Source organism: Chloroflexus sp. (assembly GCF_049970315.1).
Lineage (GTDB): Bacteria > Chloroflexota > Chloroflexia > Chloroflexales > Chloroflexaceae > Chloroflexus.
In genome coordinates this window covers 160,820-186,126 of record NZ_JBMFNE010000005.1, presented here as the reverse complement: position 1 = coordinate 186,126, position 25,307 = coordinate 160,820, and the positions used below count along the sequence as shown (strand labels likewise).

21 protein-coding genes and 1 pseudogene are annotated in these 25,307 nt (G+C 57.2%); 12 read left to right on the top strand and 10 right to left on the bottom strand.

Translation table 11 applies throughout. The annotated features are described in order from the left end of the window. Positions 1-67 precede the first annotated feature (67 nt). The 3 genes from ACP5OT_RS05800 to dps form a co-directional block, all read right to left on the bottom strand. Positions 68-613 carry a zinc ribbon domain-containing protein gene (locus ACP5OT_RS05800; protein ID WP_424676534.1) on the bottom strand — a complete coding sequence of 182 codons (546 nt, stop codon included), beginning with the start codon at positions 611-613 and terminating at the stop codon, positions 68-70. A gap of 96 nt (positions 614-709) precedes the next feature. Next, a complete protein-coding gene (locus ACP5OT_RS05795; RefSeq protein WP_428131611.1) occupies positions 710-2,023 on the bottom strand; it encodes an extracellular solute-binding protein in 1,314 nt (437 codons plus the stop codon). Between the two features lie 4 nt (positions 2,024-2,027). Beyond that, the gene (dps, locus tag ACP5OT_RS05790) at positions 2,028-2,519 is read right to left on the bottom strand and encodes a DNA starvation/stationary phase protection protein Dps (RefSeq protein ID WP_428131608.1); all 492 of its coding nucleotides are present in this window, start codon (positions 2,517-2,519) and stop codon (positions 2,028-2,030) included. 191 nt (positions 2,520-2,710) lie between these two features. Here dps and ACP5OT_RS05785 point away from each other — a divergent pair, with 191 nt between their 5' ends. The 3 genes and pseudogenes from ACP5OT_RS05785 to ACP5OT_RS05775 all read left to right on the top strand — a co-directional run. Beyond that, on the top strand, positions 2,711-4,093 hold the full coding sequence (locus ACP5OT_RS05785; protein WP_424676531.1) for a CAP domain-containing protein: 1,383 nt from the start codon (positions 2,711-2,713) through the stop codon (positions 4,091-4,093). Positions 4,094-4,421: 328 nt separating this feature from the next. Continuing rightward, on the top strand, positions 4,422-5,975 hold the full coding sequence (locus tag ACP5OT_RS05780) for a hypothetical protein (RefSeq protein WP_428131606.1): 1,554 nt from the start codon (positions 4,422-4,424) through the stop codon (positions 5,973-5,975). 18 nt (positions 5,976-5,993) lie between these two features. Next, positions 5,994-6,956, top strand: a pseudogene (locus tag ACP5OT_RS05775) (AAA family ATPase); the annotation flags it as partial. Between the two features lie 161 nt (positions 6,957-7,117). On the opposite strand, the gene ACP5OT_RS05770 reads toward ACP5OT_RS05775, so the two are convergent. Further along, positions 7,118-10,420, bottom strand: coding sequence for a sensor domain-containing protein (locus tag ACP5OT_RS05770; RefSeq protein ID WP_428112807.1), 3,303 nt, complete (start codon positions 10,418-10,420; stop codon positions 7,118-7,120). A 157-nt stretch (positions 10,421-10,577) separates the two neighbouring features. Then, on the bottom strand, positions 10,578-11,003 hold the full coding sequence (locus ACP5OT_RS05765) for a hypothetical protein (protein ID WP_424676528.1): 426 nt from the start codon (positions 11,001-11,003) through the stop codon (positions 10,578-10,580). Positions 11,004-11,232: 229 nt separating this feature from the next. On the opposite strand from ACP5OT_RS05765, the gene ACP5OT_RS05760 reads away from it, so the two are divergent. Next, positions 11,233-11,745, top strand: coding sequence for a hypothetical protein (locus ACP5OT_RS05760; RefSeq protein WP_424676527.1), 513 nt, complete (start codon positions 11,233-11,235; stop codon positions 11,743-11,745). A gap of 89 nt (positions 11,746-11,834) precedes the next feature. Here the strand turns inward: ACP5OT_RS05760 and ACP5OT_RS05755 are convergent, their stop codons facing one another. The 3 genes from ACP5OT_RS05755 to ACP5OT_RS05745 all read right to left on the bottom strand — a co-directional run bounded on the left by ACP5OT_RS05755 (position 11,835) and on the right by ACP5OT_RS05745 (position 13,676). Continuing rightward, positions 11,835-12,053, bottom strand: coding sequence for a hypothetical protein (locus ACP5OT_RS05755; RefSeq protein WP_428112806.1), 219 nt, complete (start codon positions 12,051-12,053; stop codon positions 11,835-11,837). Positions 12,054-12,174: 121 nt separating this feature from the next. Next, the gene (locus tag ACP5OT_RS05750; protein WP_424676526.1) at positions 12,175-12,687 is read right to left on the bottom strand and encodes an arsinothricin resistance N-acetyltransferase ArsN1 family A; all 513 of its coding nucleotides are present in this window, start codon (positions 12,685-12,687) and stop codon (positions 12,175-12,177) included. Next, entirely contained in the window at positions 12,684-13,676 is a 993-nt protein-coding gene (locus ACP5OT_RS05745; protein WP_424676525.1) for an MDR family oxidoreductase, read from the bottom strand. The genes ACP5OT_RS05750 and ACP5OT_RS05745 overlap by 4 nt, the downstream gene beginning before the upstream one ends. A 172-nt stretch (positions 13,677-13,848) precedes the next feature. On the opposite strand from ACP5OT_RS05745, the gene ACP5OT_RS05740 reads away from it, so the two are divergent. The 8 genes from ACP5OT_RS05740 to ACP5OT_RS05705 all read left to right on the top strand — a co-directional run bounded on the left by ACP5OT_RS05740 (position 13,849) and on the right by ACP5OT_RS05705 (position 23,076). Next, positions 13,849-14,598 carry a VOC family protein gene (locus ACP5OT_RS05740; protein ID WP_424676524.1) on the top strand — a complete coding sequence of 250 codons (750 nt, stop codon included), beginning with the start codon at positions 13,849-13,851 and terminating at the stop codon, positions 14,596-14,598. Positions 14,599-14,605: 7 nt separating this feature from the next. After that, positions 14,606-15,877: a hypothetical protein gene (locus ACP5OT_RS05735; RefSeq protein ID WP_424676523.1), complete on the top strand. Its 1,272-nt coding sequence runs from the start codon at positions 14,606-14,608 to the stop codon at positions 15,875-15,877. Between the two features lie 474 nt (positions 15,878-16,351). Next, positions 16,352-17,239 carry a family 16 glycoside hydrolase gene (locus ACP5OT_RS05730; RefSeq protein WP_428131604.1) on the top strand — a complete coding sequence of 296 codons (888 nt, stop codon included), beginning with the start codon at positions 16,352-16,354 and terminating at the stop codon, positions 17,237-17,239. A gap of 16 nt (positions 17,240-17,255) precedes the next feature. Next, entirely contained in the window at positions 17,256-17,717 is a 462-nt protein-coding gene (locus ACP5OT_RS05725) for an SRPBCC family protein (protein ID WP_424676521.1), read from the top strand. A 36-nt stretch (positions 17,718-17,753) separates the two neighbouring features. After that, the gene (clcA, locus tag ACP5OT_RS05720) at positions 17,754-19,355 is read left to right on the top strand and encodes a H(+)/Cl(-) exchange transporter ClcA (RefSeq protein ID WP_428131601.1); all 1,602 of its coding nucleotides are present in this window, start codon (positions 17,754-17,756) and stop codon (positions 19,353-19,355) included. 51 nt (positions 19,356-19,406) lie between these two features. Continuing rightward, positions 19,407-20,105, top strand: coding sequence for a rhomboid family intramembrane serine protease (locus tag ACP5OT_RS05715; RefSeq protein WP_424676519.1), 699 nt, complete (start codon positions 19,407-19,409; stop codon positions 20,103-20,105). Between the two features lie 21 nt (positions 20,106-20,126). Continuing rightward, complete coding sequence (locus tag ACP5OT_RS05710; protein ID WP_428131598.1) at positions 20,127-20,954, top strand: SDH family Clp fold serine proteinase; 828 nt, start codon at positions 20,127-20,129, stop codon at positions 20,952-20,954. Positions 20,955-21,174: 220 nt separating this feature from the next. Continuing rightward, positions 21,175-23,076, top strand: coding sequence for a hypothetical protein (locus ACP5OT_RS05705; protein ID WP_424676517.1), 1,902 nt, complete (start codon positions 21,175-21,177; stop codon positions 23,074-23,076). Between the two features lie 235 nt (positions 23,077-23,311). On the opposite strand, the gene ACP5OT_RS05700 is transcribed toward ACP5OT_RS05705, so the two are convergent. Together ACP5OT_RS05700 and ACP5OT_RS05695 are read right to left on the bottom strand one after the other, a co-directional pair. Beyond that, positions 23,312-24,019 carry a PHP-associated domain-containing protein gene (locus ACP5OT_RS05700; protein WP_428112798.1) on the bottom strand — a complete coding sequence of 236 codons (708 nt, stop codon included), beginning with the start codon at positions 24,017-24,019 and terminating at the stop codon, positions 23,312-23,314. 148 nt (positions 24,020-24,167) lie between these two features. Beyond that, a complete protein-coding gene (locus ACP5OT_RS05695) occupies positions 24,168-25,154 on the bottom strand; it encodes a hypothetical protein (protein ID WP_428112797.1) in 987 nt (328 codons plus the stop codon). Positions 25,155-25,307: the final 153 nt, after the last annotated feature.

The window sequence follows — 25,307 nt, the reverse complement described above, 5'->3', positions numbered from 1 at the left end:
CGGTGTAATGGTAGTAGATGTGAGGGGGTGAGCTAGACTGATGGGTAACGAACTCAACTCTGTTCGATTACGACCTCTTCCCTCGCCATTGCCAGCTTTCGAGCAGCAACGTCAGCCCAACCAATACGATGAGGCCGGGGAAAAGCAGTCTCGGTATCAGGAACAGTACTCCCATGCCGAACAACCAGATCGCATTGCGCATCCCAGATCGGATGGTGCCACGGCGAATGTGAAAGATTAGTTGGGCAATCCCGATAACCATCAGGATATTGGACCAGATCATGGGTGGTAAGCGAAAGATGATCGGGATGAGCAAAGCGGCTCCGATCAAGAGCAACGTTGCGTTCCAATTAGATACTTGGTAGGTTGGATGGAGCTGTGGTGATGGCGGGGTGGATACCACCGGCCCGCTCGCCGACAATGACTGACCGCAGTGCACACAGAAACGGGCATAACGCGGATTGATAGAGTGGCAATGTGGGCAGGTAATGGTCGTATTGCCTCTGCTCGACAATGGCACTGTTTCACCGGTTGCGATACGCACCGCGGTACCACACTCGATACAGAAGCGCGCATCGTCGGGTAGTTCAGTATTGCAATGCGGGCAGTGCATAGCGCTATCCTTCTTCTAACTCAATCGTGATTGATGTAGGATGCTGCACGGTAGCTAAAGCCCAAGCATTTGTCGAATATGACGTTACCGAGCCGGTTAGGGTTGCACGAATTGGTGCAAGCAGGCCAACGCTGCGCGTTGCATACGGAGAGGGGCTTCGTTGATCGGGAGATCGCCGGTGGTGGCGCTGTACAGGTACGATTCGACGCCGAAAATGGCGCAGCGGGCGGCAGGTGTCGGGGCAAGGCCGGGGGCGTCGGTCGCTTGCATCGCGGTTATAGCCCGGACCGGATCAGTTTGGATGCTGGCGTCGGTTAACAACTCACGCCGGGCCGGTAGGCGGCCTAGGGCTGCACTCAGCCGCAGTTGCACCTCTGGTTGGTAGAGAGTTGCCAGCAGTGTCATCACATCCTCTGGCGTAGCTTGTCCATCGCGATAGCGCATCAACAGACTGCCGCCGATCAGTGAGCGGGCTGGGTTATCGTTGAACGAGGGTAGTGGCGCAATCCCGATCTGGAATGTATCGCTAATGGCGTGATAGGTCGCCCAGGCCCAGTCACCATCGATTGCATAGGCGGCAAATCCTTTGGCTAGCAGACGTTGGCCACGCGCATAACTATCACCGTTGCGTGGCGTAGCCCGGTAGAGGTCGCGAAGGAGGGTAAGGGTTGTCGTCATTGCCGGTGTGTCGAGAGTTGGCTCAGTACCGTCGGGGTTGGTAAATGAGCCACCGGCAGCGTAAAACCACGGTGCGAACCAACGGGCCGCGCCCCAACCTTGTACAAAGCCGGCTCGTTCGGATGTGCGGGCCGCTTGTGCTGCCGCCACCAAATCAGCAGCCGTCGCCGGCGGCGAGCGATCGAGCTGGTAAAGCAGCAGCAGCATATCTTGCGCGGTAATTGGTGCTCCCCACAGCGTATTGTTGCTGCTCGCTAGAGTACGCAAGCCGGGTAAGAGATCGTCGGGCAGTTGAATATCAAGCGGGGCCAGTACCTGATCGGCCAATAACCCGATCAATGCCTCTTGATCGGCCCAGATCAGGTCGGGCGGTGGCAGGCCGAGCAGGCGATCGGTGGCGAGGCTGATGAGCAATCCGTCGGGGTCGCGGGGAATTATGGCGAGTTGGAAGTTGCCGGCTTGCGCAGCCTGTTGCAACTCGGCGGCAATCGCAGATTGGGCCTCAGCCGGTTCGGCGACCCAGATCGTCAATTGGCGCGCCACCGGGGTTGCCGTAGGGGCTGGCACTGCGGTGGGCATTGTAGTCGCCGTGGGCGCTGGGGACACGGTTGGCGCGGCGGTCGCCGTGGGCGCTGAGGTCACGGTTAGCGCGGGCGCCGGCGCAGCGCAGGCGGCGCCAATCAACGCCGCAACGCAGATCAGCGCCGCGGCGCAGGCAATACGAAGGGTCACAGTGCTATCCCTGCAAATGGGCTTCGAGGAACCAGAGATCCTTGTCAATCGTGCGGGCGATTTCGGTCAGCAGATCGGCGGTAGCCTGATCGCCCAGATCGGCGGCGGTCGTAATAGCTCGCCGGGTTGTATGGGCATAGGCGGCGAAGCGGTCGGCCAGCGCAGCAACATGCGCCATACCGTCGATAATGTCGGTAGGGTATTCAGGCAGGCGTGATGTCCCAGCGGCTATGCGGACGGTTCCCATCGCCATACCGCCGAGGGCTGTGACCCGTTCGGCCAGTGTATCGACGAAACCGTTCAAGTGGCCGGCCAGTTCGTCAAATAGTTCGTGCAATTCCATAAAGTGCGGGCCTTTAACGTTCCAATGGGCCTGCTTTGTTTGACTCATCAGATCGAACGTATCGGCCAGTTGTTGATTGAGCATCGCGGTCAATGTCCGCCGCTGTTCAAGCGGCAGATCGATCCGAGTTGCAAATTCCGTGGTCTGAGTCATTGTGTCCCTCCTTGCATTGAACTTTTCAACCGACTTTGCCAAGGCAGTGGGCCTACGACACCGGTGATGACAGCAGACGAGGGTGCCATCTTGGTACTTACATCATACCAAAGTCAGGCTGGTTATGCCAATGTTGGGTTGGTACAATAGCCTGCAGACTTGCCGGTTGAGCGCGTTGTGAGGAGGCTGGAATGTGGTGTTGGCGCGGCTTGATCAACCTGATCGCCAGTGTTGTGATGTTCTTGGCGTTGTTGCCTGTGCAATCCGCGCAGGCCCAATCCCGCATCTGTTTCGCTGAAGTACCCAATTGCATTGAAGGCCGGTTTGCCGAGTATTGGCGGCAAAACGGCGGGTTGCCAGTGTTCGGCTTTCCGATCTCGCCCGCCTTTACCCAAGCAGTCGAAGGGCGGGCGCGGCTCGTGCAGCTCTTTGAGCGCAATCGTTTTGAGCTCCATCCCGAACAAGGGCGGCCATACGATGTCTTGCTAGGCCGGTTGGGCGATGATCTGCTGCAATGGCGGGGGACACCGTGGCAAAACGAACCGAAAGCGCCGGTGACGCAGCAGGTCGGTTGTCGTTATTTTGCTGAAACCCAACATCTCGTCTGTGATGCATTTCTGCGGTATTGGCAATCGCATGGACTTGAGTTTGATGGGCGACCGGGGTTTAGTGAAGCGGAGAGTTTGGCACTTTTTGGTTTGCCGCTGACCGAACCACGGATAGAGACAAACTCGTCAGGTGATACGGTACTGACGCAGTGGTTCGAGCGGGCACGGTTTGAGTTGCATACGCAGCTTGGGCCAGATGTGGTGTTGCTTGGTCTGCTGGGTCGGGAGGTATTCGGCTCACCTACCGATGTTGCTCCGACGCCAGTTTTACCGAGTAATTGGTTGGAGCGGCTCAATAGGTATCGAGCGGCAGCCGGTTTGGCTCCAGTGCAAGAAGATGCAACGCTCAGTGAGCAATGTTGGCAGCATGCCCGCTATATGGCCGAGAACAACGATCTGACTCACAATCAAAATCCATCGCTTCCGTATGCATCGCAGGCAGGACAGCGCTGTGCTCAGAACGGCAACGCCTGGATTGGTTTGGGCACAACGTGGCAACCGGTGCATGCCATCGATAGTTGGATGGAGTCGGTTGGGCATCGGCTGTGGATGTTGTATCCAACGTTGCAGGTAGTTGGGTTCGGTTTCTATACAACGGCGAATGGCGTACAGAGTGCGGCAGCTCTCGATGTGTTGTCGAATTTTAATGAAGGTGTTGATTATCCCGGCTGGCCGGTGCGTTATCCGGGGGCCAACCAACAAGGGGTGCCAGCGACCATCTATCCGATCACGCTGCACTGGCGCTACTTCGGCAATGCTCCAGTGGTCACGGCGACCGAGCTGCGGGTGGTGGGCGGTGCGATGTTGCCGCATACGGTTTCGACCGATTTGCCTGTTGGCCATAAAGGGATCGTGATCATACCAGCACAGCCGCTGCCGGCGTTGGCAACGATTGAGGTGATGGTGGGCGGTAGCTACGATGGGCGACCGTTTACCTATCGGTGGCAGTTTCAGACGGGGTGGTGAGCGTTACCGGTTGATGTGAAATGATAACTGTGGAATGCGGCAGTTGCACTGTCGCACTCCATAATCGGGCGGTATGGATGTGTTGAGCGGGGTGGCAGTTAGAGTTAGACTGCCGCACTCCAGCATAGGGGTGAAGGCGCTGAGTGGGGCGGCAGTTAAACTGCTGCACTCCAGCATGGGACGATGCTGGGCATTCGTGAACGTATCGTTGGGTCAAGAGGTTGCTAACCGGTGTGTGTTGGACTGGGCGTTTGGAGCAGATTGCTTGGGGCGAGATACAGCAGCGTGATCGCCTGCCGCGCTCTTGCCGTAACATAAGGAGGTTGGGATGCGTCAATTTCTGATCATTATCTCATTGCTGTTCGTCGTTACACTCGCTTCTGTCCAAGCCCAAGCCAACCCGGTGACGGTGTGGGTGCCGTTGGTGCAGGCTCCGCCGCCTACGGTGGCCGGTTATCTGGGGAGTGCGCAAGATGATAGGCTGGTCGCGGTGGGGTTTACCCCTGCCGGCGCATTGGTGCTGGCGGGGAATGTGCCGGTGCTGGCTGATGCGCCAGAGACGATCGTGCCGGAGGGTGGGGCTGGCGCGTTGATCCAAATTGCCGCCGATGGGCGGACGATCAGCAGGGTGGTGCGAGTCGCTGCGACACTCAACCACGCGGCGTTAGCCGCCGATGGCAGCGCCGTCGCGTGCGGGCCAGACGGGGTGATCGTGTTGGAACCTGATCTGGTGACGGTGCGGTGGCGGGCGACGCCGGGTGCGATCGCGCGTTGTGCAATTGGCGCTGATGGTCGGGTGGCGGCGTTGCGAGCCGTCGATCGAACGGTGCTGGTCTATCCGCCTGCTGGCGGCTCGCCGTTGGCGATTGTCGTGGCCGGCACTGCGGTCGCCGATATTGCGCTCGATACGGCGAATGGGCTGCTGGTTGCCACTGGCTACACCCAAGCGGCTTCTGATCTGAAAGTGGCCTTTTTGCGCGCCTACCGTCTCGTTGATGGCAGCGTGGCATGGCAGCGCTACGGCTTTAGCGACGCGGCTGTCAAGGGGGCGAATCTGGCTGCCGACAGCGAAGGACGGCATTTGGCGCTAGGGGCGGATGGTCTGCTCTATTTCGCCGGCTTCACCGATGGCGGCAATTCCATCTTTGGCCGCGATCCTGCCGATCTGAACCGCGTGCTGAGCGCGAGCGAGTTAATCAAGTTCGACCAATACAACAATCCGTTCAATCTCAGCGGCGCAAAATCGTTGGCGTGGTATGGCCGGTTCGATCCGGCGACCGGCACGCTGTTGCGCGGGCAGTGGCTGCTCACTCGCCTGAGTAATGGCAAGGGCAATTCGATCAAGATCCAGGCGTTGACAGCGGCGGCTGACGGGACGCTGCTGGTTGTGGGTGATACCGCTTGTTGTCTGCAAGGCCGCAGCGCGATGCAACTCTTTGGCCAGACCCTCGGCAATTACGAATCGGGCGAGCCGTTTGCATTAGTGGTTAGTCCTGACTTCGGCCAACGCCGGCTGTGGACGGCGCTGGCTGCGCCGGGGGCAACAGCGGGGAGTTCGCCGGCAATCGCAGCGGCGCTTACCAATGACCGGCTGGTGCTGGTGGTGAATGTGACGCCGAACCCCGCCAATACGCGCGCCTTGGTGACAGTGGGCAATCCGGTGTTTGCGGCCAGCAATGGCGGGAGTGAGGGGTACTATCTGCTGATGGCGCGGCTTGATATGGGGGTAATGTTGTTGGTTGGCGGTTCGCTGCACCTTGTGTTCCAGCAATCACTGGCAGCAGTGAACATGTGGAGTGCGGCAGCTGCACTGCCGCACTCCATATCAACCGGCGCACCGGCGATGCTGGGATCGTGGTACGATACCATTGAGAGCCTTTGACCGGCAAGGAGTTGCATCGTGTCCACCGTTTCGGAAACCGCTATTGCCGAGATTCACCGGGTCGTAACCGCCATTCGCGCTCGGATTGGCCAGATCATCGTCGGTAAGGAAGCGATTATTGACCTTTTGCTGGCAGCATTGCTCTGTGAAGGGCATGTCTTGCTCGAAGACGTACCTGGTACAGGTAAAACTACTCTTGCCCGTGCCCTCGCCGGTGCGCTTGGTTGTACGTTTCAGCGCATCCAGTTCACCCCAGACCTATTGCCCTCTGATGTGACCGGTCTCTCGTTTTATAACCAAAAGTTAGGCGAGTTTCAGTTTCGTCCCGGCCCGATCTTTACCCAGATCGTATTGACCGACGAAATCAACCGGGCGACGCCGCGCACCCAAAGCGCGCTGCTCGAAGCCATGCAAGAGCGGACGGTCTCGATCGACGGCGAGACGCGCCCGCTGCCGCGCCCGTTTCTCGTTATCGCGACACAGAATCCGATTGAACTGGAGGGTACCTTCCCATTACCGGAGGCACAACTCGACCGATTCTTGATCAAAGTCGCGATGGGCTACCCAAGTGCCACCGAAGAAGAGGAGATTGTCCGGCGCTCGTTAATTCCGGCCAACCCAACCGCTGTATCGCCGGTTGTCAGCGCCGAAACCGTTCGCACGCTACAAGCAGCAGTACGCACCGTCGCAATCAGCCCACCGGTACGGCAGTATTTGGTAGCAATTGCCCGTGCCACGCGCGATCATCCCGATATTGAGCTAGGCGCTAGCCCACGTGGTTCGCTGGCGTTGGCTCATTTAGCGCAGGCGCGAGCGGCAATGGCCGGGCGGAGCTTTATCTTACCCGATGATGTCAAAGCGATAGTGGTTCCGGCTCTTAACCACCGCCTTATCCTTACTGCCGAAGCGCGGCTGCGTGGGCAGACGACGACGGCGATCCTCGAACGCATTCTCGCTCAAATCCCGGTGCCGGTAGAGGGGGGGTGTTCCTCTATCCCGGAGGAGAATAAGGTTTACTGCAAAGGCACAGAGGGAATAGATGAGGTCGCGAGGATGATCACCATCCCCAACCATCTTTGCGCCCTCTGCGTTCTTGGCGTCTTTGCGTGTAACACCTCTGCGCCTTTGCCCCCTTGGCGTCTTCAATCAGTTGGCGTATGCCGCCCTTTCAACCGTATAATCGTGGGCCACACCTCATCGGCGGGAATGGGGTGTGCAATCAGGTAGCCTTGCAACACATCGCAGCTCATACTGATCAGCGCAGTACGTTGTTCGTTGGTCTCAACGCCTTCAGCAATCACAGCCAGCCCAAGACTGTGGGCAAGGTTAATGATCGCGCGCAACAGAGCACGGCTGTTCGTGACAACATTCTGTTGTTCGTCAATGGCGCGCACAAACGCTTGGTCAATCTTGAGCGCATCGAGGCGGAGCTGGCGCAAATAGGCGAGCGACGAATACCCGGTCCCGAAATCGTCGAGCGCAATTCGCACCCCCATTTGGCGCAACTGATCGATCTGGTGCGCCGCGAAGATCGGGTCATCAAGCATCACGCCTTCGGTAATCTCTAGTTCGAGATACTGGGCCGGCAGACCGGTGGCGTGCAAGACCGCTGCCACTTCGGCCACGAACTCAGGCCGCAATAATTGGCGGGCCGAGACGTTGACGCTGATGCGCAAGAGTGGATAGCCAGCCTGTTGCCATGCCATTGCTTGCCGGCAGGCTTCGCGCAGCACCCACGACCCAATCTCGATAATCAGATCACTCTCTTCGGCAATCGGCACAAACTCGCCGGGAGCAATCGGGCCGCGTTGCGGATGGTTCCAGCGCACCAGTGCCTCGACGCCGGTGATGCCTTCGCTGACTAAATCGTATTGCGGTTGGTAGTACACCACTAGTTCGTGCCGTTCAAGCGCGCGGCGCAGTTGGGCTTCCAGCGCGAGGCGAGTATAGGCGCGTCGGCTATGTTCGGGCCGGTAATGCAGAAAACCGCTGCGTTTGAGTTCCTTGGCGCGATGCATGGCGCTGTCGGCATTCTTGAGCAAGGTCACCACATCGACGCCATCGCGCGGGAAGAGGCTGATCCCGATGCTGGCGGTTAAGCGCAATTCATGCCCATCGTAGACATACGGCGTCTGAAGGGCATCGAGTAAGCGTTGAGCGGCAATATCGGCTAATCGTGCATCAGGCAGATCAGGCATCAGCAACAGAAACTCATCGTCTCCCATGCGGCCCAGCGTATCTTGGGGGCGGGCGCATGCAGCGAAGGCCTGGCTAACATGTTTGAGAAAACGGTCTCCGACGGGATGCCCAAGCGAGTCATTCACCTGTTTAAAACCATCGAGATCGATAAAGAGGAGTGCAACCAGATGATGTTGTTCGCGGGCGTTATCGATGGCGAGAGCGATCCGTTCTTGCAAAAGGTTCCGATTAGGTAGGCCGGTAAGGGCATCGTAACGCACCTGATATTGCAGTTGCGTGTTGAGATGCACGTGATTGGCAATCAAATGTAAAAGGTCGGTCACCACGCGCAAGAGCGCTTGATCGGATTCGCTCGGCCAATCGGTTTGCGGGTAAAAGATGGCTAATGCGCTATTGCTACCGGTAATTGACCAGATCAGACCATGGGTAACACCGTAATGGTGTAACCACTCCCATTGGGTACGTAAATCGATAGCAATCGGCTGCTTATCTTTGTGGTGGAAGATACATTGGCGTAAGCGTGGGGCAGTCTGCTCAGATTCTTCGGCCAATCGGCTACTGTACGCTACGGCATGATTATTAATAACGGCCCACACCAACCAATTCGGGCGTTGACGTTCAATGAGAGCTACGAGTTTATCCAGAATCGTCTTGATCGAAGCGTGCTGCAACAACAAGGCTAATAATTCAGACCGATCCTGTTCGAGAAACACCGCGAGCTTCTGGGCACTAATATCGCGGTGCAAAAGGATCATATGTGTGGCGATGCCAGATTCGTTAATGACGGGTGAGAGGCTAGCATCAACCCAAATCGGGGCACCGGTACGCGTATAATAGAGCAATTCAAGACGGATCGGGGTGTGTTGTTCCATCGCAGTCCATAACTTCGCCAGCGCATCGGGATTCGTCGCAGGTCCGTGCAAGATGCGTAAACTACGCCCGATCAGCTCGTGTGAAGCATAATCGGTCAGGCGGCTGCAAGCAGCGTTTGCATAGCGGATGAAAGGGCCGGGAGTATGGAGTGGTTCGGCATCGAGGATGAGTACTGCGTCGTTTGTATGAACTACTACCGATTCGAGCAAACGTAACCGCTCCTCAGCCTGTTTACGGGCAGTAATATCACGCACCACGATCAATGTTCCGCCGTTGACCATTTCATTATGGTAAAGTGGATCGATGCTCGCCTCAACGATCATGCTACGACCGTCAGGTAAGCGGTGGATCAATTCACCGCGCCAGCCTTGCATACTACTGTTTGTAGAGGTCTGGAGCGATTGATAGGGGAGCGGTTCAGCCGTAAAAAGACGACTAAGTGGTTGGTGAATCACCGCTTGGGGATTGACCCCATACAGATAGGCGGCCATATCGTTGAGATAGACGATAGCTCCACTCTGGTCGGTGACGATCACAGCTTCCTGAATCTGGGTTAGCACGCGCGCGCGCAGATTGAGCTGTCGTTCAGCCTCGATCCGGTCGGTAACATCGTGACCGATGGTAAGTACTTGTCGTTCACCAGAACCCTCGATAAGGACGCCTTGGGTCTCGATCACGCGCACAACTTGATCACGGGCATAGATATGGTAACGGGCCGGTTCAAGCGTTTTTCCCTCGCTCAACTCAACGCGCCGTTGGTGCATCTGCTCGTGTTCTTCGCCGGAGATGAATGCAGTAAGCGGTTCGTTGATCAGTTCGGCAGGATCACTTACCCCGAAGATGCGGGCGCCGGCAGGGTTGCAGTAGCGAATAATCCCGGCGGGAAAACTACTTATCAGAATCATCCACGGTGCGAGCTCGAGTAACTGGCGGTAGCGTAGATCGCTGTGACGCAGGGCGTGATCGGCGGCTAGTAAGGCAGTGACATCGTAACCATTGACGATGATCCCCTTGATCTTCGGATCGGTGCAGTGATTGCATAAGATCAGCTCGCAGATCCGCCAACCACCATCAGCGTGGTGTAGTCGTACTCGTATCGGTTGACGGATACACTGCTGTACGGACGATTGGAGAGCCTGCTGTAACCCTGCTTGATCGTCGGGATGAGCCAGTTCTAAGAGTGATTTGTGATGAAGGTCGGTTGGGGAATAACCGAGCAAGGTAGTCACGGTCTGGTTGGCGAAGTAGATGATGTAGTCAGGGGTAAGGATGAGGACAAACTCGGCGAGGCATCCGACGATAGTAGTGAGTGCCGTTGTTGAGAGTATGTCGATGGGTAATGACGTTGAGGATAGTGCAGCATCATCGGTCATACGAATTGCTACCGGATGTAGAAACTAATACTATCCTTAGTATACTGCGGTTACGCCAATCGTTTGCAGTGGGAAGTATCGTGGAACCTGTCGGTAAGCCATTCAGGCTACCGACAGAGATCATTAATACGATATTGCTGGCGTAGACAATTTGGGACTATGAGAGGAGCTGCCAAATATCAAAACCGAGCGAAAAAAGAATGATAAAGAGGATCACACTCGACAGTGGTAACATATCGAACCGACGTGGATGGCGTGTCTGCCAGAAGTAACGTAGGCTGCGGACGAGCATTGTGATTGCCAGTAGATCGAGCAAAATCACCATCGGCAAAGAGATGTCAGTGGTTAGCCCGATCAACGGCAGCACAACCGGCAAGAGCACGTATTGCAGGGTACAGCGTGTTGCCGAAATAAAGAGAGAGAGGCTGAAAGCGCGCTCACCGGGACTCGCAGGAAAAGCATCTTCAAGCTCGGTTACCTCATCAACCGCCGGTTCGTCAACCGGTTCTGGGATTGGTGATTGAGGTGGTAGAAACAGCAGCCGGTCAAACACGCGATCGAGAGTTTCGGTGATAGCAGACATAGGCAGCACACATCTCATGGAGAAAGTTAATTAAAGACGTTACATTGCAACGTCTCTCTACCTATATTATAACAGCATCCGGTTAGGCTTTAAGCAACGCTGGGGTCAGCATGGGGAAAAGGTGGCACCTTGGCTGCGGTATGCCAGACTTAGCTCGTATCCGCGCAATCTGCAACTTGCCCCTATAATAATAATTGAGTCGACTTTTACTCTTTATGAATGAACTACTATGCGACATCTGAAATTGCTTCTGTCCCTTGCTGTGCTCCCCATTGCCGGTTGGTGGTGGTTTGAGAGCAACGTGTTTACCACCGAGTGGTTACTCGGCCATAGTGAAGGTTTTCAGCGGTTTGTGATCTGGATGATCTCGACGTTACAGAGTAGCGGTTATGTCACAATTTTGGTGTTGGGAGTAGTCTATCTCGTAGCTAGTCTTATCGAGCTGATCTTTTGGCCGACCGGCACACTTGCACGGCAATGGGGCGTTTCAGCGCTGGTGTTCTGGCTAGCAGTCGTTGGTCTTGATGCGATCGGAATTTTTAACGGCTATAGTGTGCGTTATTTCGGTATGTTTTCAATTGATGGTCAACCACCACCTGAATGGGGCCGCTGGCTGAGCGGCGTGCCGCTGGCGCTGCTCTTTGCCATTGGCCCCGAAGGGCTGCTTCGCTGGTCGTTGCTAACGATGCTCGCGTGGGGCCGGCAATTCTTCAGCCGTCCGGTGGCGGTCGGGGAAGGGTAGCGGTTCGTTCTGCTCCTGCAAGGTGTACACCGGCTTCCCGCTGACAAAGACCTGCTGCATCACCGGATCGGGCATCCGGCGCACGACGATCAGGTCGTGGTGGTGCAATGTTCGACCGGACGTCCAAATACCTCACCGACCACCGCGCTGAGCGCTTCACGAGCATCCTTAAGTTCTGCGCCCAATTCGCTAGGGAGCCATGCGATGACGATAGGGCAATTCTGGTTGGCAGTACTACCGCCAGTACCATATGCTGCTAGCACGAATGCTGTGACCGATAAGACCAACAAAAGCCGCAAAGACCACATACAGCGCATGCTGATGATACCGTTACATCGCCGTATGCAGTCTAAGCAGTGTTGATCATACGCAGATGATCTATTGACTATGTGTGCGTCAACACGGTGCAAGAAAATTGTGTAACAATAATCACATCTCCCTATCGGCGAGATTTTCGGCAATCAACCGTTCGACGATGACCACGTTACGCCAGTGGCCATCGAGACGGGCATGCTTCTCGTAGATGCCGACCTCACGAAAGCCGACCGAAGCCAACATCGCTCGGCTAGCGGTGTTTTCCACAAACACCCGCGAGAGCAGCTTCCAGAAACCGGCCCGAGTAGCTGCCTCAATCAGGGCCAGCATAGTGAGTCGGCCGATCCCGCGCCCACGCCATTCACGTTCGACGTAGACCGAAAACTCGGCGATCCCGGCGTAGCAGTCGCGGGGACGATAGGGAAAAGTGGCTGCGAAGGCAACGATCTGATCGTTGATGATGGTCACGACGATGGGAAATCGATCGCCGAACCAGCCTGCCACTTCTTCGGCCGTGCGTGGTCGCGTTTCAAAGGTGGCGATGCGGTCGGCGATGCCTTGGTTGTAGATCGCGGCAATCGCCTCCGCATCGGCTACGGTTGCAGAACGGGTTAAGACGCTACTCATCGGTTAATATCCACGACAATTCGCCCACGAGTTTGCGCATTTGTAATTTGTTCGGCGTAAGTGGGCAGCTCGGCAAAAGGAATGACTGTCGTCATCCGGTCGAGCAATTCAGGTGAAAGGTCACGGGCAAGCCGCTCCCAAGCGGCGAGTCGTTCCTCGCGCGGCACCATCACCGATTCGATGCCGATCATCGTCACACCACGCAAGATAAATGGGTACACGGTCGTAGTGAACTCGGCGCCGCCGGCATTACCGCAGATGGCGACTGCGCTACGCATCGCCATTGCCCGTAGGACACCGGATAGCACCGCTCCGCCGACGGTATCGACTGCGCCACCCCACCGTTCGCTTTCAAGTGGACGACCGGGGGCGGTGAGGGTATTGCGGTCAAGGATGCCGCTCGCGCCGAGTTCGCGCAAGTAGGCCTCTTCGTGGGGTCTGCCGGTGGCGGCGATCACCTTGTGCCCGGCTTTGGCCAGCAACGCCACTGCCACGCTGCCCACGCCGCCGGCAGCGCCGGTGACCAGTACTTCACGACCGGAGATGAACCCATGCCGTTCGAGGGCCAGCACGCACAGCATCGCCGTAAACCCGGCGGTGCCTAACGTCATCGCGTGCAGCAAGCTCATTCCGGCGGGCAGCGGCACTAACCACTCGCCCTTCACCCGCGTGTACTGGCTAAACCCGCCCCAATGCCGCTCGCCGACACCCCAGCCGGTCAGTATGACTTCATCACCCGGTTTGTACCGGGGATCGGACGACTCGACGACGGTACCGGCGAAGTCGATTCCCGGTGCTAGTGGACTAGTGCGCAGGATTTTACCTTTGCCGGTGATTGCCAGGCCGTCTTTGTAGTTGAGTGTCGAGTAGGCGACTTTGACCAGTACCTCGCCGGGCGGTAATGCGCTTAACGGTAATTCACGGAATTCAACCCGCCGGCCTTCGGCTCCTTCTTCTACCACCAGCGCGGTAAAGCGTTCTTCACTCATCGCTATGGCTCCCTTGCTTTGCTCGTACACGATTCATGTATTGTCGATTATAATGAAGAAAGATACGGATGCCAACAACGTGGGCCCAGCTCTGTCAAACATTGATCGGCTTGTTGGGAATAACACTGTCGATGCAGTTGTCGTCTTTGTTGCGTATTCATATGAGGGTGCTATGATTCGTGCGCTTGATCACGTGGTGATCCTGGTGGAACAGTTGGCATCGGCAATAGCAGCGTATACGGCAGCCGGTTTTGTTGTTGCTCCTGGCGGAGAACATGCCGATGGTGCAACACACAATGCCCTGATCAGTTTTCCCGATGGTACCTATCTTGAGTTGATCGCTTTTCGACGACCGGCTCCGGAACACCGCTGGTGGCGGCATGTAGTGGCTGGGCCTGGATTGATTGATTTTGCTCTGCTACCAACCAACACGACGATTGCAGTTGCTACTGCTGCCGACCGTGGGCTGATGATGAACGGGCCGATCCCTGGTGGGCGGATCCGGCCCGATAGCATCAGCCTCGCGTGGGAGACAGCGTGGCCGCCAAGTCCTGATTTACCATTTCTCTGCGGTGATATTACCGATCGGGCGTATCGGGTGCCTGATGCCGATTTTTGGGGGCACAGCAACGGTGCAAAAGGTATTGCTGAGGTGGTGGTGGCGGTAACTGATCTGGTCGCGAGTGTCGGGCGGTATGCCGCTTTGCTTGGTGTGACGCCGCAAGCTTTTCCCGCTGAAGCGCGCATCCGGCTCGGTGAGAGTGAGATTGTGTTGCGCAGTCCCGATTCTGGTGATCCGCACGTGCTCGACCGTCTGACCCGACGTGGTGAAGGTATTTGTGCGATCACACTAAAAGATCTTCAATTTCCCGATCTCTCGCCGCAGCTTGGCGCAGCGATTATGGCTGCTCCGGTAGCATAACCCATCTATGGTAGCCGACTTGGAACGATTTGCCCAACGAGTGCGTGCCGAGCGAGGCGGTTTTTTTGACCGTGATCGCTCGATTACGTTGGTACGTGCGCCGGGTTGGGTTGACCTCTTCGGTGGTCTTGTCACCGAGGCCGGGATGTTGTCATTGCTCTGGCCTACCGGCGGTGGGGTAATGGTTGCGCTGCAACCCGATCCCGAACCGGTCATCCGTTTTCGATTGGAGACACGCATCGATTCAATCCCTTGCACGGCCCTCTTCTTGCATAGTGGGCCGCGCGAATACGAAGATGTCGTAGCCGAGATTGACCGTTACCAACCGCCGCGTAGCCCGTGGTGGGGGCCAGCGCTGATGGCGTGGGTTGCCCTCATGCGCGAGGAGTTTGTGCGGTTTGGTGGCGGTGCGCGGGTGATGCTCCAGCTCAACCCGAATCTGCCCGGTCTGGCCGCAGCGGTGATAGCTGCCGTCGCACAAGCATTAGTGACGGCGTATGGCGTTCATCTGTCACCACGTGAACTTGCCATCACCTGCGCCGAAGGGTTGGTCCGGTTTGATCGGCGTGGGGGTGAGCTGATCGGTGCGTTTGCTACCGTCTGCGCGGCGGCAAATGAGGTGTTGGCCGTCTGGCCTCACAGTGCACAGCTCGCGGGAAGCGTCCATCTCCCCGCCGGCTATGCGATTTGGACAATTCGCGTTGGTGATGAACCGCGCCAACCGCTGGCACGGGTGCATGCGGCGTTTGCAAAGATCGACCGGTTACTTGCCGGGGCGTCTACTGAACCCGGTGCAGCATTAGTTGCGATGGGCCTTAACGACTTTCTGCGCAGAGGGCGCCAACGGTTATCGACGACCGACTCTGCCGGCGAGAGTGCTGGTTCGTTGGCGGCTTTGGCGATGTTTGCGCTCGAAGAGCAGCAGCGTGGTCGAATTGCGCTGGCTTTGTTACGTGCCGCTGCTCATCGCGCGCAGCGCGAAGATGACGTGCGGTTGATCGGTGAGTTGCTCACGCAGAGCCATTGGTCGCAGGCGGCATTGGGCTTGACCGATCCACACGCCGACGCACTAGCCGAGCGATTCGTGGCGCCGGTAATTTTTGGCGTTCGCCAACCGGTGGTTGCTACCCGGGCTACGCTGGTGGTGTTTGGTCGTTCGGATGCCGAGGCTGAGGTGCAACGTGTGGTCGCAGCGTACCGTGCTGCTAGTGGCCTTCCGGTGAGTGTGATCGGCGGGAGTTTAGCGGGTGTGCATAAAGCCGGTGCGCGAAATGGGTGATAGGTGTTGCAAGAATGTGGTAGTATGGTGACGTCGTCCATGGTTAGGCAATGGGTGCATGGTTGCCAACCTGGTATCTAGCCACCAACGAAAGGATCATCGCGTGTTATCCTTCATTCGCTCGCATCCTTACATCACCGTCTTCGTAATCGTGTTTTGCATCATTTTCTTCGTCGCCGTCTTTGGATTGGGCTTTGCATAGAGCGAATCGTTACTCGCTGCGGCGGTGATTTCCGCCGTAGGTGTGGCTGTTCAGTGGTGGCAGACGAATGGGTTGGGCTAGGCGACGGTTGATACACTGTTGAGCTGTATCTTGAAAAGTGGTGTAAGATAGGCGGAGCGCCGCACGATGATGAGCTGTGCTACCGCCTATTCTTGTTTGTATTGTCGATGACTATGGCTTACCCTCGCGTTTGCAGGCAATGTGGAGCACCGGCGACGCAGAAACGATACTGTACCGAGTGTGGTGCGCGGATGCCGGTACCGCGGATATTGGCTATTACCAGGTGGTTCATCCTCTTGGCGGTGATCGTATCGGTACTGGTCGGCGGTGGTGTTGGCTGTACGTTTACGCAGTCATCGTCGGTAGCCGGTTCGCCATCACCGTTCGCCGTAGTAACAGCGACGACCACGGCTATCACCGGTATCTTACCCACGGCGACACCGGTAACTGGTGTCGCAAGACAACCTACCCCGCTTGAAGCAACCACGTTGATCCGTACAGCTCAGGCGGGTACTGTGCAAGCCATCCAGATCGTGACGCAGACGGCGCATGCGCTTGAGATAGAGATTGCTGCGCTGTTTGCCGGTGCTCGTCGGGTGTTTTACGATGAGTTTGTCGATAACCGCAATGCATGGTTTACCGGTGTGTTTCAAGAAGTCGAACTTGACGTTATCGAAGACGGTGTCTTCAAAGTGTTCTGGACGGGGCGGGGGGCATCGTATGAGTTGTACGAACTCAGCTCCTTTACCGATTTTATCGCCGAAGTTGATTGTCGAATCGCCCGTGGTAGTGGTGATGGGAGCTGTGCGTTGGTGTTTGCGCACCAGAAAGATGTTGGCTTTTACAAGTTCGAGTTGTTCATAGATTACTATCGGCTTTCGGTCATTGCAGCAGCGGGCGATCCGGTCATACTCGCCGAAGGTGATCCACGCCGGTTGACGACGGTTGATACCTTCAACCGGCTGCGCGTGATTCGGCAGGGTGCGCGGATTCGGGTGTTTATCAACGATGTGCTGGTTGCTGAGGTGAACGACACAACCTATCCGAGCGGACGGATCGGCGTTTCGACGGCGTGTTACCGTGCAGAGGGTGGGGTCGAGGTGCAGTTTGATAATATTGCGATCTGGTCGTTTCCGTGATGGGAAGGAACATCGCATGCAATCGCCGTTTCCCTATCTGCTTGAGGAATTTGTGATCGTCAACGCACCGATGGATCGGGTTGAGCGGGTGATGACTGAACAGGCGCTGATGGAACGTTGGATATCGCCGGCAGTGCAGTTTACGCCGCTCGATGGCTGGCGCTTTGATGCCGGTGCACCGTGGCGTTTGCGTCTCACCGGCGTTGGCCCGTTGCTTGAAGCCGGCTATGTAGTGGCCGAACGACGGCCCGGTCTGGTGTTGTGGGCTTTCGATGGCTTCTGGGAGGGGTTTGATGCGTGGCAGTGGTTGCCGTGGCAGGATCGTACCGATCAGACGTTGATCCACAACCGGATCGAGTATCGGTTGAAGATTCCCGGTCTCGATATCATTTGGCCTCTGACGATAGCTCCGTTTATGAAGTTTGACGTGCAGGTGCAGATGGAGCGGTTGAAGCGGGTCTGTGAGATAGCTCATTAGATGTATCGAGCTATCCTTGGTCGGAGGGAGATTGGCGTGAGTTCTGTTTCTACGGTGAAGGAGCAAGTCACTGCCAGTGAGTTGGCCGAATTTCTCGATTCGCGCCAGCAGCGGCGGCGTTTATTGCCTATCGCCATTGGGGTTGGTGTCCTTTCTGGCAGCGTGACCTTGCTGTTTCGCGGGCTACTCGGTCTCGGTGATAGTTCACGCACCAAGCTGATCGAATGGAGCCAGCAAGCGCCGATGGTAGGGTGGTTGCTCCCGGTCGTGTGGGCTATTACCGGTGCGACGTTGGCTGTCTGGCTGACTCGTCGTTATGCGCCGGAGGCATCGGGTAGTGGGATTCCTCACATTGAGGCAGTGTTGTACCGCTTACGCGATTTGCGTTGGCGACGAATTATTCCGGTCAAGATAATCGGTGGTATGTTGGCAATCGGTGGTGGTTTGGCGTTAGGACGGGAAGGGCCAAGTGTGCAAATCGGTGGTGCGCTGGGTGGTGGGATGGCCGAATTGTTGCGCAGCGGTCCACGCGAGCGCTTGACTCTTATTGCAGCCGGTTCAGGGGCCGGCTTGGCGGCGGCGTTTAATGCACCGCTGGCTGGTCTCGTGTTTGTGCTGGAAGAATTGCAGCGCGACTTTCGTCCGTCGGTGTTTGGTGCAGCTTTCGTGGCCGCAGTGGTGGCGAATGTCATCACGCGCTTGTTTACCGGGCAATTGCCGGTCTTTGCAATACCTGATTATCCGATCCAGCCGCTCAGTACGTTGCCGGTGTTTATCGTGCTGGGAGTAGTCTGTGGTTTAGCCGGGGTCGTGTTTAACAAGGTGCTGCTGGCGATGCTGGAAGGGGTTGCTCGGCTCCGGCCACGCCAAAAACTTGCCTACACGATGCTAACCGGCGTGTGTGTTGGATTAGTTGGTTGGTGGTATCCGAACTTGATTGGGGGTGGTCACCATTTTACCGAAGATGTCTTACGTGGTCGGATTGATCTGACCCTGTTGCCTATCCTCCTTGCGGTTCGTTTTGCGCTGACAATGCTGAGTTATGCGACCGGTGCTCCGGGTGGTATTTTTGCGCCGTTGCTGATTTTAGGTGCGCTTATCGGCTACGGTGTCGGTGAGACGGCGCATAGCATTGCACCATTCTTAGCGCCGCAGACCGAAGTCTTTGGGGTGGTCGGGATGGCAGCTCTGTTTACCGGCATTGTGCGGGCCCCACTCACCGGCATCATCCTCATCGCGGAAATGACCGGTAACTACAATCAATTGCTCCCGTTGTTGTTGGCTTGTTTTTTTGCCTATGCTGTAGCTGAAGTATTGCGCGATCGACCGATCTACGAAGCACTCCTGCGCCGTGATCTGCGCCATACGCCATCTGCCCATATGTTGGCGGAGCCGGTCGTGGTTGAGCTGACGGTAGCGCCAGAGGCGCCTTTCGTCGGGCGCACGATTCGCGAATTGGGCTTACCTCCCGGCTGCATTATTGTTCGTTGTCGAGATGGCAATCGTGAATGGATTGCAACCGCCTATACCCGGATCGAGCCACATATGCAGCTCACCGTGTTGGTTTCGCCCTCGGCAGCCCATGGTTTAGCGATGTTGCAAGCCGGTTGTGCAGCTCCTGACCGAGCAACACATTGAGCATACCGATTATGATAATGATGTTGATCAAGCATATCGAGAGGAGGCAGTATGCTGCCATTAAAAGATACGATCCCCTCACGCTCGTTTCCGGCGGTTAACTGGGCGTTGTTGGCAGCGAATGTGGTGGTCTTCTTATTAATGGCGCGTAATGCGCAGCTCGCCGAAGCCTGGATTGATAGCTTAGCCTTAGTGCCGGTGCGTCTCCTGACCAACCCGCTCGATCCGACCGAGTGGCTCACCATTTTTACCTCGATGTTTATGCATGGCGGCTGGCTTCACCTTTTCAGCAATATGCTGGCGCTTTACATCTTCGGCGATAATGTCGAAGATCGAATGGGTAGCCAGCGCTATCTAATCTTCTACCTGCTCTGCGGTGTGGCGGCAGCATTGACCCATGTGTTTTTTAACCCAACGTCACCAACTCCGACGGTGGGTGCGAGTGGTGCGCTGAGTGGTGTGTTAGCGGCGTACCTGCTCTTCTATCCCTCGGCTCGGGTTATTACGCTTGTCCCAATCTTCTTCTTACCTTGGTTTGTTGAAATCCCGGCAGTTGTGTATCTAGGGTTTTGGTTTCTTTCACAATTGGCTAACGGCGTCTTTTCAATTTTGATCGATGTGCAGGCGATGGGCGGTGTGGCATGGTGGGCCCATATCGGCGGCTTTATCGCCGGATTGGTGTTGGCCCCTATCTTTCGACAGCAGCGCTACATTCGGCGCTACTATCTTGATCAGTATTATCCATGGTGATAGTTTGTCCAGAGGTGAAGTATGGATTTCTTCTCGCTGCTGTGGCTCTTTTTCATCATCTCGTCGTTGCAGCCGGTGATTAAGCAGCGCATGCTCGATGTGGCACGCCAGCGACTGCTTGAACAGTTGGAACGCAAGCGCAAAAGTCGGGTGATTGTGCTCATCCACCGTCAGGAAACGATGAGTCTCCTCGGTTTTCCGTTGGTGCGGTATATCAACATTGAAGACTCCGAAGCGGTGTTGCGGGCAATCAAGATGACCGACCGCGACATTCCAATTGACCTGATTTTGCATACACCGGGCGGGTTAGTGTTGGCCGCCGAGCAGATTGCCCGCGCGTTGCAGAAGCATCCGGCTAAAGTGACGGTCTTCGTCCCACATTATGCGATGTCGGGTGGTACATTGATATCGCTCGCCGCCGATGAGATTGTGATGGACGAGAATGCTGTATTGGGGCCGGTTGACCCGCAATTGGGCCAGCATCCGGCGGCGTCGATCTTGCGTGTGCTGGAACGCAAGCCGATCAGCGAGATTGATGATGAGACGCTGATGATGGCCGATATTGCCGAGAAAGCGATCCGACAGGTCAAGCATACAGTTTGTGAGTTGCTCAGTGATAAAATGTCGGTGGAAAAGGCTGAAGAGGTCGCTCATACACTCGCCAGTGGTGTTTGGACCCACGACTACCCGATTACGGTCCGCGAAGCTCGTGAATTGGGCTTGCCGATCAGTACCAATATGCCGGATGAGATCTATCAGATGATGGCCCTGTATCCGCAAACGGCCCAGCGTCGTCCCTCGGTTGAGTACATCCCCGCACCGCGTTCGCGCCAGTATGATGTGTCGTAGCTCTTATGGAATGCGGCAGTCATACTGCCGCATTCCATAAGGTTTGCTTGTATCGATTATGAGATAATTCCTCTCCCCGCTGTTGCCTGTTTTCCCCTTGAGCGTTTTCTTTAAACAGATATAATCATTACTTAACAAAATCTTGATACCGGTTTGTACGGGCAGAGCGTCGCTCTGCCCTTGTTAGCCTGTTCGGCCCGTAGCGGAAAAGGTGCTAGGCATGACGCTCTCGCTTCGTCTCGTCGATATCAATGGTCCGTTTATCGATCCATTCGCCCCAGTGCGGAATTGGTCGTCGTTTCCCTTTAGCCAGATCGATCTGCCGGCACCGCCGTATGTCGATGAGGCGCGCTTGCAACGCGGTGTGGCACGGGCGCGGGCCTATCTGGCGGCAGTGCAGGCGCAGGGCTATACCGGGATCATCATCGATAATCTGGCCCATTTGGTGACGCTCGATCACGCGCCGCCCCAACCATACTATGCACCCGATAGCCCCTTCCGTCTCCGGGCGCTGGCGTACCGCCGTGCTCTGCTGCCGTTGTTGTACGATGCCGCTGCGCGCGGGATGCAGGTCTATGTCACCTGTGATATGCAGTGGATGACCAACGACCTGCGCCGTGTCGTCGGGCCAATCGCGGCTGATAACCCCCAACTGGCGGCGTTGAACCGGGCGGCTCTGATCGATCTGTTCACAGCGCTGCCGATGGTCAGCGGTGTGATTGTACGAATTGGCGAGACGGGTGGCGCGCATGATGTCGCTGGCTATACCGGCCATTTGATCTACCACGAGGTGGCCGCGATTCGCCATCTGATCGCGACCTTGCTGCCGGTGTGCGCGCAGTTTGACCGGCACTTGATCATACGCACGTGGACGCTCGGTATTGGTGAGGCAGGTGATTTGCTCTGCTCGCCGGAACGTTACGCCGCTGTTTTTGCCGATCAGCGCGATCCGCATCTGCTGGTCTCGATCAAGCATACGCCGGCCGATTTCTTCCGGCTGTTGCCGCCCAATCCGACGTTAGGCCTGCACGGTCCTTGCCAGATCGTCGAGTTACAAAATCGGCGCGAATACGAGCTGTTTGGGTTGGTGCCGTCCGGCTTGACCGGCTTGCACGGTGCTGCTATCCGGCGTGCTGCTCACGAACCGCAGTGTGTGGGGATATGGGCATGGAACAGCACCGGTGGTTGGGGTGGCGGCGGTGCGTCGATTGGGCCAAATGGCTGGAATCTGTGGACGGAAGCCGGCAGTGCGTTGACCGCCGCACTTGCTGCGCATCCCGAATGTGATGCCGAGCAGTTTGTGAGCGAATGGTTTGATCAACGATTAATCGGCTATGATCCTGCGTTTGTCCGGGCAGTGACAACTGCGTACCTGGAATCAGAACGTTTGATCGAACAGGGTTGGTATCTCGGTCACGCGCCGGGAATGTGGCGGGTCGGCGGCATTGTCGTACCTTCGCTGTTGTGGGTGTGGTGGATGCGTCCCACCGCTGCCTTGCCGGTCTGGGTCTATCTGGTCGAGACATTAGGTGAGATCGAGCCGGTCATTGCGTGGACGGAGCAAGCTGTGCAGGAGGCGCAACATCTGTACGAACAGGTGGCGATGTATGCACCACCGGACGATCCGCTTGCCCAACAACTCGTGACGAGTCTGGCGTATCTGGTTGACGCGCTGACGATTGCGTGGCACACTCGAGCGTGTTTATTACGGTTTGTGACGATGGTTCAGCGCGAGCAAGCTGATACGGTGCGCTTACGCACGTTGTTCCGCAGCGAGGGAACACGGTTGCGTGCGGCCATACGGTATCATCTTGAGCGGTGGGGCGGGCGAAGTGACTTTCCACCGCTCGAACTCACCGAGCTGACCGCATTTCTGGATCGTTGGAAGCGAGCGCCGCATTGGGTTCGGCAGCAGGTGCGGCTGGCGGCGTGGTTGGTTGCACTGGCTCGCCGCCAGCCGCCACGTTCAGCCCATGCATGGGCCTTGTTCAATGTCCTCTTCCCCACTCGCTGGCGCCGGCGCTTGCTGCAAACCACGTTGCCATGGCTCAGTCGGCGGTTCGATCTGCTACCGACGATCTTCTTTGAAACCGGCCCGTCGATCGGTGAATGGGCGCGGTAAAACAGGTCGGTAACGCAAAGGCGCAAAGGGCGCGAAGGCGGTAACGCAAAGGCGCAAAGGGCGCAAAGGGCGCAAAGGGCGCAAAGGGCGCAAAGGGCGCAAAGACGGTAACGCAATGGCGCGAAGGGCGCAAAGGGCGCAAAGGGCGCAAAGACGGTAACGCAATGGCGCAAAGGGTGTCACCCGTAGGGGCACGGCACCGCCGTTCCCACAGTGCAGAGAGGCAGTGGTACCATTACCTAACCGGCATAGGCCACAAGGAGTTCCAACGCCGTAACCGTTCACGCAGTGCACCGGCCACACCGCGCCACCCCCACTGTTGACCGACCACCTGGGTCTCGCCGCGCTGCAATGCCCGCCGCAGATCGGCGGCGCTCGTCCCGGCAAACAGCGTGCGCCCATAGCCGATCATCGCGAGATCGTGGGCGTCGCTGCCGCCGATTTGGGTCAACCCTAGCGCTTGCGCTTTCTGCGCTGCGCGCCGGTTGTTGGCCGGGTTCCACAGGCTGGCATTGAACACTTCGAGGCCGTCAAGCAGATGCCAATCGAGATCGGTGCGTTCGGGGCCGAGTAGATGCCGCCGCCCTACCGATGCGACCAGCGCGCCGAAGGGATGGGCAGCGAACGCCAGCCCGCTCTGCTCATGCACCAGCTTGATCGTCGTAGCTAGATCGAGACCGGCAGGGATCGGCTGCTCGATAAACAAGGCTAAGACGTGCCCAATCGCAGTCGAGATTTCACATCCCACAATTACGTCAATCCCATACCGCGGCGCTAACCGACGCGCCGCGAATGCCCCTTCAAGCGTGTCGTGGTCGGTAATCGCGATCACGCGCAAATCAGTTTCTTCCGCTACATACGACAACACCGCCTCGGGAGAGGCGGCGCCGTCGCTGGCTATCGTATGGATGTGAAGGTCGGCAGCGTTGTACAGCAAGGTCACGGGTTACACTCCTTCCCCATAGTACCAATCCCGTGGCGAGTGTAGCCCAACTTGATGAAGCCAGCATCATGGCAAGGTCAAGCCAAGACGAAGAGCAGGTAAAGCGTCGCAGAGCATGGTCAATACGCCGCCTTCGCTGCGGTGGCTATTATCGTCCCGGCAACAAGGTATATTCGGCCACTGCCCGCCGCTCGCTACGGTTGCCGTAGGCACTGATCGCGTAGCGGCCCGCCGGGTCTTGCTCGCTCAGGTACAGTTCGGCGGCAAAACTGCCATCGTCGGCTGCCGTCACGTCACCGAGCCATTCGGTCGAGTAGTCGGGTAAGGTGGCCCAGACGGTGATCACTTCACTGGGTAGAAAGCCGCTGCCCTGCAAGCTCACTGCACTGCGTTGTTGGCTGCTGCCTGGCCCGACGGTAAGTGTAGCCGTACCGCGCGGACGCAATGTATCGCCGGCCACGACCTCGAAATCGGCAATGCCGTTGCTGCCGCTCTGCAAGCCGCGCGCTGTCAGCGCGTAGCGCCCAACCGGGATGCTGTTGCTGGCGATGGCGAGGCCGATCCGTCCTTGCCGATCAGCGGTCTGGGTGCCCAAATCGGCGACGGCGTTGTTCGGGTAGCGCAACCAGAGCGCGACCTGTTCACCCGGTTGGTAGCCGCTGCCGCTAAAGGCGAACGTTGCGCCTTGGGCTTGGGTAGGCTTATCAACCGTTACCTGCACGCCAGCCGTCACACCGGGAGCCGGCGCCATTTCAACCTCAAGGCTGGCATACGCTTCCCGACCGCTTTGCCAGCCGCGTGCTGTGTAGGTGTAGCGACCGGTTGGAGTGAAGGTTGCGCCAAGGAAGTCGAACGGGTAAGGGTGGTTAAAGCGGCCTTGCGCGTCGATCGTCACCACTGCCACGCCATAGACGGTATAGTCAGGGTAGGTAATCCAGATGCTGGCCGTCTCACTGGGCAAAAAGCCGCTGCCGCTGAGGGTGACAGTCGCATTCTGGCGCGCCACGGTGGGGGAAACGGTTAAGCTGGTGGTTTGCGCGCCGGCTGGCCAGCTCCAGATCGCAATGATCAGCGCCAACGCGCCGGCAAAGACGAACGTGAAGGGAGTGAGCAACGAGTGGTTGATCATCGACATACACGCCTCCGTTGTGAGGAACAATCAACGTTTCCACGCTTACGAACGATGATCGCGCTGATTGCTTGCCAACTAGCAGATTACGGGAAGCTGACGAGATTGGGGTCATAACAATAGCCGCAAAGTGGGCAAAGACGCAAAGGGTTTTAACGC

Coding starts and splice junctions, on each gene's coding strand:
- ACP5OT_RS05800 (WP_424676534.1), bottom strand. CDS start 613: ATGCACTGCCCGCATTGCAATACTGAACTACCCGACGATGCGCGCTTC.
- dps (WP_428131608.1), bottom strand. CDS start 2,519: ATGACTCAGACCACGGAATTTGCAACTCGGATCGATCTGCCGCTTGAA.
- ACP5OT_RS05785 (WP_424676531.1), top strand. CDS start 2,711: ATGTGGTGTTGGCGCGGCTTGATCAACCTGATCGCCAGTGTTGTGATG.
- ACP5OT_RS05780 (WP_428131606.1), top strand. CDS start 4,422: ATGCGTCAATTTCTGATCATTATCTCATTGCTGTTCGTCGTTACACTC.
- ACP5OT_RS05770 (WP_428112807.1), bottom strand. CDS start 10,420: ATGACCGATGATGCTGCACTATCCTCAACGTCATTACCCATCGACATA.
- ACP5OT_RS05765 (WP_424676528.1), bottom strand. CDS start 11,003: ATGTCTGCTATCACCGAAACTCTCGATCGCGTGTTTGACCGGCTGCTG.
- ACP5OT_RS05760 (WP_424676527.1), top strand. CDS start 11,233: ATGCGACATCTGAAATTGCTTCTGTCCCTTGCTGTGCTCCCCATTGCC.
- ACP5OT_RS05755 (WP_428112806.1), bottom strand. CDS start 12,053: ATGTGGTCTTTGCGGCTTTTGTTGGTCTTATCGGTCACAGCATTCGTG.
- ACP5OT_RS05750 (WP_424676526.1), bottom strand. CDS start 12,687: ATGAGTAGCGTCTTAACCCGTTCTGCAACCGTAGCCGATGCGGAGGCG.
- ACP5OT_RS05745 (WP_424676525.1), bottom strand. CDS start 13,676: ATGAGTGAAGAACGCTTTACCGCGCTGGTGGTAGAAGAAGGAGCCGAA.
- ACP5OT_RS05740 (WP_424676524.1), top strand. CDS start 13,849: ATGATTCGTGCGCTTGATCACGTGGTGATCCTGGTGGAACAGTTGGCA.
- ACP5OT_RS05735 (WP_424676523.1), top strand. CDS start 14,606: ATGGTAGCCGACTTGGAACGATTTGCCCAACGAGTGCGTGCCGAGCGA.
- ACP5OT_RS05730 (WP_428131604.1), top strand. CDS start 16,352: ATGCCGGTACCGCGGATATTGGCTATTACCAGGTGGTTCATCCTCTTG.
- ACP5OT_RS05725 (WP_424676521.1), top strand. CDS start 17,256: ATGCAATCGCCGTTTCCCTATCTGCTTGAGGAATTTGTGATCGTCAAC.
- ACP5OT_RS05715 (WP_424676519.1), top strand. CDS start 19,407: ATGCTGCCATTAAAAGATACGATCCCCTCACGCTCGTTTCCGGCGGTT.
- ACP5OT_RS05710 (WP_428131598.1), top strand. CDS start 20,127: ATGGATTTCTTCTCGCTGCTGTGGCTCTTTTTCATCATCTCGTCGTTG.
- ACP5OT_RS05705 (WP_424676517.1), top strand. CDS start 21,175: ATGACGCTCTCGCTTCGTCTCGTCGATATCAATGGTCCGTTTATCGAT.
- ACP5OT_RS05695 (WP_428112797.1), bottom strand. CDS start 25,154: ATGTCGATGATCAACCACTCGTTGCTCACTCCCTTCACGTTCGTCTTT.